Raw genomic sequence first — 11,985 nt, forward strand, 5'->3', positions numbered from 1 at the left:
ATAAATGGAAGCTTTAGAATTATTAACAGGCTTAAAATACATCGCAGTAGCTTTACTAATCGGTTTTGGTGCAATCGGCACAGCAATCGGTTTTGGTAACATGGGCGGTAAATTCCTTGAAGCATGTGCGCGTCAACCTGAGCTTGCACCTTCGCTACAAGTTAAAATGTTTATCCTTGCTGGTCTAATCGATGCTGTAGCAATGATTGGTGTTGGTATCGCTATGGTATTGTTGTTCGTACTTTAATTTTATTCTTTGAACAGCTTACTATTTAAGGAGGAGCGGTTGTGAATTTAAACGCCACTCTTATCGGTGAATTGATTGCGTTTACGGTGTTCGTATTATTTTGTATGAAATACGTATGGCCACCACTAAACGGTGCAATTGAAGCTCGCCAGAAAAAAATCGAAGATGGTTTAGCTGCCTCTGATAGAGCCGAAAAAGACTTAGAACTTGCGCAAAAGAAAGCTGCTGAACAGCTTAAAGATGCAAAAGCTCAAGCGGCTGATATCATTGATCAAGCTAAAAAGCGTGCAGTGCTAATTGTTGACGAAGAAACACTTCGTGGTCAACAAGAGCGTGAAAGTATCATTGCTCAAGGGCACTCTGAAGTTGAGTCTGAACGTAATCGCATAACAGAAGAACTACGTAAGCAAGTAGCAACTCTGGCAGTGATTGGCGCAGAACGTATTTTAGAGCGTGAAATTAATCAAGCCGCACATAGTGACATCGTTGAAAAACTTGTCGCTGAGCTGTAATTAGGAGGGTATGAGCATGTCTAATTTGACTACTATCGCTCGCCCATACGCTAAAGCGGCTTTTGAACTTGCCGTTGAGAAAGGCACTCTAGAAAGCTGGAATGATATGTTGTTCTTTGCAGGCCATGTAGCCAGCAATGAGCAAGCATCGTCTGTTTTAGCGAGTATGCCTACAGCTACTGCACAAGCTGAATTATTTATTCAACTTTGTGCTGAGCAGCTCAACGAACAAGGTCAGAACCTAGTTAAGGTGATGGCTGAAAATGGACGTTTGACAGCTCTACCTGAAGTTGCACAGTTATTTGCTGAATTTAAAGCAGAATACGATAAAGAAATCGAAGTAGATGTGATTTCTGCAACTCCTCTTGTTGCTGCGCAACAAGAGTCATTGGTAGCGGCACTTGAAAAACGTTTCGCACGCAAAGTTAAGCTGAATTGTAGTGAAGACGCGTCAGTGGTTGGTGGACTTATTATTAGGTCTGGTGACACTGTAATCGACGGTACTATTCGCGGTAAATTAAACCGCTTAGCTACAACACTACAATCGTAATTGGGAAAAAGAGCATGCAACTTAATTCCACTGAAATTTCAGATCTGATCAAACAACGTATTGAGAAGTTCGAAGTTGTAAGTGAAGCTCGTAACGAAGGTACTATCGTATCTGTTACTGACGGTATCATCCGCATCCACGGTCTTGCTGACTGTATGCAAGGTGAAATGATTGAGCTTCCTGGCAGCCGTTATGCTATCGCACTAAACCTTGAGCGCGACTCAATTGGTGCAGTAGTAATGGGTCCGTACGCTGACCTTACTGAAGGCGTAAAAGTATATACTACTGGTCGTATTTTAGAAGTTCCTGTTGGTCCTGGTCTACTTGGTCGTGTTGTAAACACACTAGGTGCTCCAATCGATGGTAAAGGCGCTCTAGATAACGACGGGTTTGAACCTGTAGAAAAAATCGCACCAGGTGTAATCGAGCGTAAATCTGTAGATGAGCCAGTTCAAACTGGTTATAAATCTATTGATGCGATGATTCCAGTTGGTCGTGGTCAACGTGAGCTTATCATTGGTGACCGCCAAACAGGTAAAACTGCACTAGCAATCGATGCAATCATCAATCAAAAAGACACAGGCGTTAAGTGTGTGTACGTTGCGATTGGTCAAAAAGCATCTACTATTGCAAACGTAGTTCGTAAATTAGAAGAGCATGGTGCACTAGCAAATACTATCGTAGTTGTTGCATCTGCTTCTGAATCTGCGGCACTTCAGTACTTAGCACCGTTCGCGGGCTGTACTATGGGTGAGTACTTCCGTGACCGTGGTGAAAACGCATTAATCGTATATGATGATTTGTCTAAGCAAGCAGTTGCTTACCGTCAAATTTCATTACTACTTAAGCGTCCACCAGGCCGTGAAGCATACCCAGGTGACGTATTCTACCTTCACTCTCGTCTTTTAGAGCGTGCATCGCGTGTAAACGCAGATTACGTTGAAAAGTTCACTAATGGTGAAGTGAAAGGTAAAACTGGTTCATTGACGGCATTGCCAATCATTGAAACTCAAGGCGGCGACGTTTCTGCGTTCGTACCGACTAACGTTATCTCTATCACCGATGGTCAGATCTTCTTAGAAACTGACTTATTCAACTCAGGTATCCGCCCGGCAGTAAATGCTGGTATTTCGGTATCGCGTGTTGGTGGTGCTGCACAAACTAAAATCGTTAAGAAACTAGGTGGCGGTATCCGTCTAGCCCTAGCTCAGTACCGTGAATTAGCTGCGTTCTCGCAGTTCGCGTCTGACCTTGATGATGCAACTCGTGCTCAACTTGAGCATGGTGAGCGTGTAACAGAGCTAATGAAGCAGAAACAGTACGCGCCAATGTCTGTTGCTGAAATGTCTTTGTCGCTATTTGCTGCTGAAAAAGGCTTCCTTCAAGACATCGAAATCTCGAAAATCGGTGACTTTGAAGCTGCTTTACTTTCTTATGCAAGTAGCACATACGCAGAGCTTGTGGCTCAAATCAATGAAACTGGTAACTTAAATGCCGAGATCGAAGCGCAGCTTAAAGAACTTCTAACGAAGTTCAAGTCTACGCAAACTTGGTAATTTAGTTATTAATGGTGCGCTTTAGGAAACTAAAGCACACCTTGATTCGGAGAGAGAGTCATGGCCAGCGGAAAAGAGATTAAAAGCAAGATCGGGAGTATTAAAAATACTCAAAAGATCACTAGCGCAATGGAAATGGTTGCTGCGTCTAAAATGAAAAGGGCGCAAGAACGCGTTGCTTCAAGCCGTCCATACGCTGACAAATTACGTGAAGTAATTGGTCGTGTTGCTCAAGCAAATCTTGATTTTACTCACCCGTTCTTAAAAGATCGTGAAGTAAAACGAGTTGGTTATATTGTTATCTCTACAGACCGTGGTCTGTGTGGCGGTCTAAACTCAAACGAGTTTAAGCAAGTTGCACTTGATGTTAAAGCGTGGAAAGAAAAAGGTGTTGATGCTGAATTTGCTACTTTAGGTAGTAAAGCAGCTGGTTTCTTCCAACGTTTTGGTGGTCAACTACTCGCTAAAAAAGCGGGCCTAGGAGATAAACCTTCAGTACAAGATGTTATTGGTCCTGTAAAAATAATGCTTGATGCATTTTCTGAAGGCAAAATAGACCGTTTATTCTTGGTATATAACAAGTTCGTTAATACCATGAAGCAAGAGCCAATTATAGATCAGTTACTCCCTTTGCCAAAAGCTGAAGAAGAAGTATCTGCTCACACATGGGATTACTTATACGAGCCAAACCCAGAGGCTATTTTAGAGTCTTTGTTAGTACGCTTTATTGAGTCTCAAGCATACCAAGGTGTAGTAGAAAATGCTGCCTCTGAACAAGCTGCTCGTATGGTTGCAATGAAAGCTGCAACTGATAACGCAGGTGACCTTATGGATGAGCTACAGCTTGTTTATAACAAGGCTCGCCAAGCAGCAATCACACAAGAAATTAGTGAGATTTGTTCTGGCTCAGCAGCAGTTTAATGCTTCGGGTAAAGATTAACGAGAGGAATAGACATGAGTTTAGGTAAGGTCGTCCAAATTATCGGCGCCGTTGTGGATATTGAATTTCCACAAGATAGCGTGCCAGCGGTATACCACGCACTAAGAGTAACAGATGGCGATTTAGCTGGTTTGACTCTAGAAGTTCAACAGCAGCTAGGTGGCGGTGTAGTGCGTACTATCGCTATGGGTACTACTGATGGTTTACGTCGTAGTGCTTTAGTTATGAATACAGGTGAATCGATTCAAGTTCCAGTTGGTACTGCAACACTTGGTCGTATCATGAACGTACTTGGTGAGCCAATCGATGAAGCGGGTCCAATCGGCGAAGAAGACCGTATGTCTATTCACCGTGCAGCGCCTTCTTACGAAGAGCAATCAAGTTCAGTTGAACTTTTAGAAACAGGTATCAAGGTTATCGACCTTGTATGTCCGTTTGCTAAAGGTGGTAAAGTTGGTTTATTCGGTGGTGCCGGTGTTGGTAAAACCGTAAACATGATGGAACTTATCCGTAACATCGCAATCGAGCACAGCGGCTACTCAGTATTCGCAGGTGTTGGTGAGCGTACACGTGAGGGTAACGATTTCTACCATGAGATGAACGATTCAAACGTACTTGATAAAGTATCGCTTGTATACGGTCAGATGAACGAGCCTCCAGGTAACCGTTTACGCGTAGCGTTAACTGGTCTTACTATGGCTGAAAAGTTCCGTGACGAAGGTCGCGATGTACTTTTCTTCGTAGATAACATCTACCGTTATACACTTGCTGGTACAGAAGTATCTGCACTACTTGGTCGTATGCCATCAGCGGTAGGTTACCAGCCTACACTTGCTGAAGAAATGGGTGTGCTTCAAGAGCGTATCGCTTCTACTAAGACGGGTTCAATTACTTCAATCCAAGCGGTATACGTACCTGCGGATGATTTAACAGATCCATCTCCAGCAACTACCTTTGCTCACTTAGACGCAACAGTAGTACTTTCACGTGATATCGCATCGCTTGGTATCTACCCAGCGGTAGACCCACTTGATTCATCTTCACGTCAGCTTGATCCACAAGTAATTGGTGAAGAGCACTATGGTATTGCACGTGGCGTTCAAACAGTTCTTCAGCGTTATAAAGAACTTAAAGACATCATTGCAATCCTAGGTATGGACGAGCTTTCTGACGAAGATAAGCAACTTGTATCTCGTGCACGTAAAATCCAACGTTTTCTATCTCAGCCATTCTTCGTGGCAGAGGTGTTTACAGGCGCGTCTGGTAAATACGTATCACTAAAAGATACAATTGCTGGCTTTAAAGGCATTTTAAACGGCGAGTTTGATGACCTTCCAGAGCAAGCGTTCTACATGGTTGGCTCTATCGAAGAAGCTCAAGAAAAAGCCAAAGGCATGTAACTAGGAGGGTAGTATGACAGCTATGACTGTACATCTTGACGTAGTAAGCGCTGAGCAGAGTTTGTTCTCTGGTCTTGTTGAATCGATTCAAGTATCTGGTAGTGAAGGCGAGCTGGGTGTAAACCTAGGCCATGCTCCACTACTAACTGCCCTTAAACCTGGTATGGTACGTTTAGTTAAGCAATTTGGTCACGAAGATGTGATATATGTTGCTGGCGGTACATTAGAAGTTCAACCAAATCACATCACGATTCTTGCAGATACTGCGGTTCGTGGTGAAGATTTAGATGAAGATTCTGTACAAAAAGCTAAACGTGAAGCTGAAGAACATATGGCGAATTCGTCAGCTGTTGAGTTTGATTATCAGCAAGCGGCTACGCGACTGGCAGAAGCAGTTGCTCAGTTACGCGTAATTCAGCAATTACGTCACAAGTAAGCCTATCCGGTTTTTAAAAGCCCACTTTGAGTGGGCTTTTTTGTGTCTATAATTTAGATATTTAATAGCCGTTTTTTATAAATGCTAAATAATGGGTTTATCAGATTGTTATCTACACATTTACACTTATATCCTTAACCAATCCTCGCTACAATAACGCCATTCAATTAAGTGTGTTTTTCAGTCAAGATTCAGTACTAATAAACTAACCTACTGAGTATTTGCACAAGAAGTGATTTACGTAATCTTCTGATCAAACATAAAACTTATTTAGCTAAAACAACGAAAAAAGGAAATTGTTTTAATGGCTCTAACAACAGTTATTCTTGCTGCGGGTAAAGGTACTCGTATGCGCTCTGCTCTACCTAAAGTTCTGCACAACGTTGCAGGTAAACCAATGGTGCAGCATGTTATTGATAATGCGATGGCATTAGGTGCAACAACCACAAACTTAGTTTACGGACACGGCGGCGAACTATTACAAAAACAACTTGCTGATAACGATGTAAATTGGGTGCTCCAAGCAGAGCAACTTGGTACTGGCCACGCAGTAGCTCAAGCTAACCCACACATTAATGACGACGACTCCGTACTTGTTTTATACGGCGATGTACCACTTACAAAGCAATCAACGCTTGAGCGCTTATTAGCTGCAACACCTAAAAATGGTTTAGCGGTATTAACAGTTAATTTGGTTAACCCAAATGGTTACGGACGTATGCTGCGTGAAAATGGCAAGCTTGTTGGTATTGTTGAGCAAAAAGATGCAAGTGCAGAGCAGTTACTTATTAGCGAAGTAAACACCGGCATTATGGCGGTTAACGGTAAGCTTTTAAAAACATGGTTAGGCAATCTATCTAACAACAATGCACAAGGCGAATACTACCTTACAGATATTGTTGCTATGGCTCACAGTGAAGGTGTAGAGATTACTTCAGCGCAGCCAGATCATGCAATGGAAGTTGAAGGCGCAAACAACCGCGTACAACTTGCAGGCTTAGAGCGCGCTTATCAAGCATGGCAAGCAGAAGAGCTAATGTTAAATGGCGCAACACTTGCTGACCCTGCGCGTATTGATGTGCGTGGAACAGTTACCGCCGGTGAAGATGTACTTATCGACGTAAACGTTATTTTTGAAGGCACAGTCACTCTTGGTAACAATGTACAAATTGGCCCTAACTGTGTACTTAAAAACTGTACTATAGGCGATAACGTTGTAATAAAAGCTAATACCCTAATTGAAGATGCCACAGTTGCAGATAAATGTACGCTGGGTCCTTATGCTCGCCTTCGCCCTGGTGCTGTAATGGAAGAAGACTCGCACATTGGTAACTTTGTAGAGATGAAAAAAACCCGTTTAGGCAAAGGCTCTAAAGCTAACCATTTAAGTTACTTAGGTGATGCTGAAATTGGCGAAAAAGTGAATATTGGCGCTGGTACTATTACCTGTAACTACGATGGTGTTAATAAAGCAAAAACTATTATTGGCGATAATGCCTTTATTGGTTCTAATTCATCACTCGTTGCCCCAGTAAATATAGGCGCAACTGCAACAATTGGTGCAGGTTCAGTGATCACCAGTACTGTTGAAGATGATCAACTAGCAATAGCACGCTCTAAACAGCGTAATTTAACGGGTTGGAAACGCCCAGTTAAAAAATAACAATAGAGGCTACTTAGGTAGCCTTTTTATTTTAGTTGCAGTTTAAATTGCTCTTTATAGCGTCTAGATAGATTAAGTACTTTACCTGTTGTTAGTTTTATTTCACTGTCGCCACTGGGGAGTGGTGTAATGGACTCCACTTTATCGAGTTTTACGCCATGGCTGCGGTGAATTCTACAAAACCCCTGTACTTCAAGTTGTTTGCTCAATGCTGTAAGCGTTGCCCTTAACGGATATATGCGTGAGCCTATATGTAGGTTTACATAATTACCAGACGATTCAAGCCAATCAACATCCTCTATTTTTATAATGAATTCCTTTCCGAGTTTTTTAACTAATAAGCGATTTATGGTCGATGTTGTTTGCAGCTCACTTTCTTCAATTGAAGAGGCTTCACCTAGTAGTTGCTGCACCACATATTGATATACTTTGATAAGTACGATAAAAAACACAAAGCTTATAGCGTCTTTCTGGTATTCATAAATAAGCTCAAACCAACTAATTCCAAAGTTGTAAGACATATCATTTAACAAATATATGAATTTACGAACCCCTACCATAATACCAACGTGTAACACGCTAAATATAATGGAGGCACCAAAGTACATACCTAAAGAGGCCGTAATGTTTTGCCAATTAAAAGGTAAGTATCTTAAAAACCCAATTAAAATAGGGAATATAAGCAAAGTACTCAAGGCACTTGAATACTCCCAAACAAATGGCTCCCACACTAAAAAAGTTAAAGCACCTTCTCTTTGGGCTTCCATTATTTGGGTTGTAGCATTTACTGTATTATTAATTAATACGTAAGCACACAGTAATACTGATGCGTAAATGCTTTGAAAACGTTGAAAGTGCTGTAGGTTCATAAATGTATGCTTATTGCTGATGTGGCACGCTTATCCCTGTATACCACCTTTTATCACTATTGCTTGTAATATAAGCACTTATAGGTAGTTTTAGCGAGAGCTTTAGGTATGAATAACGCATAACATACATAAAGTAGTAAAAGCATGAGCACTCAAGTACAACAACCTTCATTAATTAATTCGCGTAAATATTCTCTTGACTGGCTTAGGGTAATCGCATTTGCGTCGCTAATTTTTTATCACATTGGCATGTTGTATAGCGAAAACTGGGGATTTCATTTTAAAAGTAATTATACATCACAGTATGTTGAATATTTAATGTTGGTGTTTTCACCTTGGCGCATGTTGCTCATTTGGTTTATATCGGGCGTAGCACTGCGTTTTATGATTGATAAAGTACGCAGCTTTAAGTCTTGGTTACATTTCACCTTATACCGCTCTGTTTTTTTACTCTTACCCTTGCTGGTGGGATTATGGCTAATAGTGCCTTTACAGCTGTTTGCAGAAATGTCACAGCAAGGTGTTATTGATATTAGCTATTGGCAATTTTATTTAGCTTTTATAGAGACTAACAATACGCTGTTTAGTAATTATCAGCCTGGAGTATGGCCGAATGTGGATGTAAATCACTTATGGTATTTGCGCTCGTTGTGGCAGTTTATGTTGATCATTATTGTTTTAACTCTTTTTGCACGCTTGCCTTTTATTACGCCTTTAAAAACATTTGTTAAAGGGGGGGGGTCATTTGGGCTTTTAATTATCTTGCTCACTATTACCATACTATTTACAAGCCATTACTTAACTGGCGATTCAATCAGAGAAACTAATGGCTTTATGCTACTACTCGCCGGATACATACTTGCTAAAAACACTTATTTTTGGAACTGCTTGAATAAAAATTTGGTATTACTGGCTTTGAGTTTTTCGGTTTTGTTAGTACTTATAATATTAAGCTATCAAAAGGCGTTTACTCTCCCTCATTTTATTTTAAGCGGTAGCTACAATATTCAACGTATAGTAGGTGTGTTTTTTGTACTAGCGCTCGCTCACCGATTTTTAAATTTTAATACCTACTATTTAAAGCAACTCAATGCATGGGTGTTTCCCTTTTATTTATTGCATCAAAGCATTTTGATTATTTTGTGTTTTTTACTGCAACCTTTAAGTTTAGGGGCTGTTGTTGAGCTATTTATCATTATTACAGGAACTTGGTCTCTCTGCGGTGTCATAACATGGAGTATTACACGTATTGATGTACTTAGACTTTTGCTAGGGGTTGCAATTAAACGAGAGTATTCCTCGACTGTAAAAACGATTGGCTATACGGCCGCTTTAATTTTAATTACTCCGCTAGCGTATAAGCTAATTACTTAGAGTAAGAGGCTGTATTAAAATTGCCATAATCTTGTCATGCCTGTGTGTTGATATTTAGCAAATACAATACTAAGGAAAATCACATGTTTAAAAAATCAATTATCGCGCTGTCACTTATATCTGTTCTTACTGGTTGCTCACTTGATGGTGACGATGGTCAAAACGGTTCTCAAGGATTACAGGGAGAACAAGGCGCAGGTGGAACTAATGGGTTAAATGGTATAAATGCCAATTCAGCATTAAATATTAACCTTGTGGGTAGAGGTGTATTAAATGCACAAAGCCCAGAAGGTGCAGCTGAAATAGTTGCATATCAAGCATCTAAAAAATGGATTTACGCTATTAACAGTTCAGGTGATGATGCTATTGTTAATATTTTACCCGCCGACACCTTTGATACTGCCGCACTTGTTAAAGATAACGAAGGGGTTATAAGCGCCACTAACTTAACCTCGGTCATTACGCTACCTTTAAACGAGCACACCCAAGGCGATGCAAACAGCATTGCTATTGATGAAAACAATAATTTACTAGCGGTTGCAATGGCTGCTGAAAGCACGGGTGATGAAGGTCAAATTGCTTTTTACGATATAAGCGGCGAATCACCTGTCTTTATTAAAAATGTTACAGTCGGATTTTTACCAGACATGGTGACGTTCACCCACGATGGCGCAAAGGCAGTGGTTGCTAACGAAGGTGAACCAAGTGGCGACTACAGCGTAGATCCTGAAGGTTCTATTAGTATTATCGATATAACAAATAATGTAATAGCTGATACAGCAATAAATATTGATTTTAAAGCCTATAACAACAAACAAACCGAACTAGAAGCGCAAGGGGTAGTTTTTGCAAATCCAAATGGTCGTACTATTAACGGTAATCTAATAAATACCACAGTAGCTATGGATTTAGAGCCCGAGTACGTTAGCATTTCTAAAGATAACAAATATGCTTATGTATCTATTCAAGAAAACAATGCACTTGCAATAGTTAACCTACAAGACAACAGTCTTGAGCTAAAGGGCTTAGGCTTTAAAGAGTGGTCAAGCTTACAACTTGATGCCTCAGATAAAGATGGCGGCGTTAATTTTAAATCATACCCAGGGCTCTATGGTATGTACCAGCCCGATACTATCTCAAGCTTTAGTTGGAAAGGCGCTAACTTTATAGTCACTGCCAACGAAGGTGACGCAAGAGAATACTTTTTTGATACAACGGATGAAGCAGACTGTATAGCAAAGGGCGGACTTGATTACGATGAAGACGATGGCTGCTTAGCTTATATAGATGAAAGCCGCGTTGAAGACTTAACTCTTGCTGCTAATTTTGATTACTTAAATAACGACGATGATGATATTGGTCGCTTAAAAGTAACAACAATAAAAGGCGATACCAATAACGACGGACAATACGAATCGCTTTACGGCTATGGCGCACGTTCTTTTACTATTTGGGATAGCAATGGGCTGGTGGTTTTTGATTCAGGTGACGATATAGCACGTATAACAGCATCTGTGCATGGTGAATCATTTAACAATAATGAAGATGAAAACAATGGAGACTCACGTTCAGATGATAAAGGCGCAGAGCCTGAAGCGCTGGCTATTGGTAAAATTGACGATCGTACATTTGCTTTTATTGGTTTAGAACGTATGGGCGGTATTATGGCTTACGACATTACTAATCCATACAATGTGCAATTTGAAGACTACTTCTATAATAGAGGCTTAATTAAAGGAGCGAATATTACAGGCGATTTAGCACCTGAAGGAATGGTATTCGTTTCAGCAGAGCAAAGTGCCACTGGAAACCCACTCTTAATCGTTGGAAATGAAATATCAGGCTCTATTGCCGTATGGGAAATAGCATCTAAATAAATCTTTAATTTTAAATAAAGCTGTGTGTTGTTTGTTTAACATACAGCTTAGTTTAAACCTTACTAATACATCATCAATTGATACATAAGTTGTGGATGTTTTTTAAACTAAAAGTATCCTGCAGCCCTTTATTTGTATAGCTTTCATACTAAATGCATTTAATTGTCAAAAAGCTGAAATAAAACATTGACCCCCGCTCGAATCTCCCTATAATGCGACCCCACTGAGACGGGAAACGCCAACGCATAGCGAGGCACGAACTACTCAGTGTGTTAAGTAAAACTTAGATTGAATCTTTTTAGAAAGTTTAAATTTAAGTGTTGACAAAAAAATAGGAAAGCGTAATATGCGCAGCCCTAGCGAGATAAAGTTTAACTTTAATCGCAACGTTCTTTAACAATATAAAGCAATCATCTGTGTGGGCACTCGTACAAATTGAGTTCTAACAGCCAACCTACTTAGGTAGCGAGGCAAACAAATTAGAGTCTCAATTGAAAACTGAGTGACCAACAGAATAGTTATTTCGGTAATTATTCGGCACAGTCAATTCAATATCGAAAG

11 protein-coding genes are annotated in these 11,985 nt (G+C 40.4%); 10 read left to right on the forward strand and 1 reads right to left on the reverse strand.

What is annotated here, in order from left to right; genetic code table 11:
• Positions 1-4: 4 nt before the first annotated feature.
• The 8 genes from atpE to glmU all read left to right on the forward strand — a co-directional run bounded on the left by atpE (position 5) and on the right by glmU (position 7,304).
• A complete protein-coding gene (gene atpE, locus H4J63_RS07720) occupies positions 5-247 on the forward strand; it encodes a F0F1 ATP synthase subunit C (protein WP_007585980.1) in 243 nt (80 codons plus the stop codon).
• A 41-nt stretch (positions 248-288) separates the two neighbouring features.
• Positions 289-759 (forward strand): F0F1 ATP synthase subunit B, encoded by a 471-nt coding sequence (atpF, locus tag H4J63_RS07725; protein ID WP_004335264.1) that lies wholly within the window; start codon positions 289-291, stop codon positions 757-759.
• Between the two features lie 16 nt (positions 760-775).
• Entirely contained in the window at positions 776-1,309 is a 534-nt protein-coding gene (gene atpH / locus H4J63_RS07730) for a F0F1 ATP synthase subunit delta (RefSeq protein ID WP_007585978.1), read from the forward strand.
• 14 nt (positions 1,310-1,323) lie between these two features.
• Entirely contained in the window at positions 1,324-2,865 is a 1,542-nt protein-coding gene (gene atpA, locus H4J63_RS07735) for a F0F1 ATP synthase subunit alpha (protein WP_182195803.1), read from the forward strand.
• Between the two features lie 60 nt (positions 2,866-2,925).
• Positions 2,926-3,786, forward strand: coding sequence for a F0F1 ATP synthase subunit gamma (gene atpG / locus H4J63_RS07740; RefSeq protein WP_182195806.1), 861 nt, complete (start codon positions 2,926-2,928; stop codon positions 3,784-3,786).
• A gap of 33 nt (positions 3,787-3,819) precedes the next feature.
• Complete coding sequence (gene atpD, locus H4J63_RS07745) at positions 3,820-5,205, forward strand: F0F1 ATP synthase subunit beta (protein WP_024599969.1); 1,386 nt, start codon at positions 3,820-3,822, stop codon at positions 5,203-5,205.
• A gap of 13 nt (positions 5,206-5,218) precedes the next feature.
• Positions 5,219-5,641, forward strand: a complete 423-nt coding sequence (locus H4J63_RS07750; RefSeq protein WP_007377666.1) for a F0F1 ATP synthase subunit epsilon — start codon at positions 5,219-5,221, stop codon at positions 5,639-5,641.
• 304 nt (positions 5,642-5,945) lie between these two features.
• Positions 5,946-7,304 carry a bifunctional UDP-N-acetylglucosamine diphosphorylase/glucosamine-1-phosphate N-acetyltransferase GlmU gene (gene glmU, locus H4J63_RS07755; RefSeq protein ID WP_024604757.1) on the forward strand — a complete coding sequence of 453 codons (1,359 nt, stop codon included), beginning with the start codon at positions 5,946-5,948 and terminating at the stop codon, positions 7,302-7,304.
• Positions 7,305-7,330: 26 nt separating this feature from the next.
• On the opposite strand, the gene H4J63_RS07760 is transcribed toward glmU, so the two are convergent.
• Positions 7,331-8,173, reverse strand: a complete 843-nt coding sequence (locus tag H4J63_RS07760) for a LytTR family DNA-binding domain-containing protein (RefSeq protein ID WP_182195808.1) — start codon at positions 8,171-8,173, stop codon at positions 7,331-7,333.
• Positions 8,174-8,317: 144 nt separating this feature from the next.
• Here H4J63_RS07760 and H4J63_RS07765 point away from each other — a divergent pair, with 144 nt between their 5' ends.
• The gene (locus tag H4J63_RS07765) at positions 8,318-9,547 is read left to right on the forward strand and encodes an acyltransferase family protein (protein ID WP_182195811.1); all 1,230 of its coding nucleotides are present in this window, start codon (positions 8,318-8,320) and stop codon (positions 9,545-9,547) included.
• Positions 9,548-9,630: 83 nt separating this feature from the next.
• Positions 9,631-11,424 carry a choice-of-anchor I family protein gene (locus tag H4J63_RS07770; protein WP_182195814.1) on the forward strand — a complete coding sequence of 598 codons (1,794 nt, stop codon included), beginning with the start codon at positions 9,631-9,633 and terminating at the stop codon, positions 11,422-11,424.
• Positions 11,425-11,985: the final 561 nt, after the last annotated feature.

Origin of the sequence: Pseudoalteromonas sp. 5Ae-yellow, assembly GCF_014077565.1 — a bacterium.
Taxonomy (GTDB): domain Bacteria; phylum Pseudomonadota; class Gammaproteobacteria; order Enterobacterales; family Alteromonadaceae; genus Pseudoalteromonas.

Excerpts from the sequence above, each read along its gene's own strand:
- atpG (WP_182195806.1), top strand. The coding sequence starts at position 2,926 with ATGGCCAGCGGAAAAGAGATTAAAAGCAAGATCGGGAGTATTAAAAAT.
- atpE (WP_007585980.1), top strand. The coding sequence starts at position 5 with ATGGAAGCTTTAGAATTATTAACAGGCTTAAAATACATCGCAGTAGCT.
- atpD (WP_024599969.1), top strand. The coding sequence starts at position 3,820 with ATGAGTTTAGGTAAGGTCGTCCAAATTATCGGCGCCGTTGTGGATATT.
- atpH (WP_007585978.1), top strand. The coding sequence starts at position 776 with ATGTCTAATTTGACTACTATCGCTCGCCCATACGCTAAAGCGGCTTTT.
- atpA (WP_182195803.1), top strand. The coding sequence starts at position 1,324 with ATGCAACTTAATTCCACTGAAATTTCAGATCTGATCAAACAACGTATT.
- glmU (WP_024604757.1), top strand. The coding sequence starts at position 5,946 with ATGGCTCTAACAACAGTTATTCTTGCTGCGGGTAAAGGTACTCGTATG.
- H4J63_RS07765 (WP_182195811.1), top strand. The coding sequence starts at position 8,318 with ATGAGCACTCAAGTACAACAACCTTCATTAATTAATTCGCGTAAATAT.
- H4J63_RS07750 (WP_007377666.1), top strand. The coding sequence starts at position 5,219 with ATGACAGCTATGACTGTACATCTTGACGTAGTAAGCGCTGAGCAGAGT.
- H4J63_RS07760 (WP_182195808.1), bottom strand. The coding sequence starts at position 8,173 with ATGAACCTACAGCACTTTCAACGTTTTCAAAGCATTTACGCATCAGTA.
- H4J63_RS07770 (WP_182195814.1), top strand. The coding sequence starts at position 9,631 with ATGTTTAAAAAATCAATTATCGCGCTGTCACTTATATCTGTTCTTACT.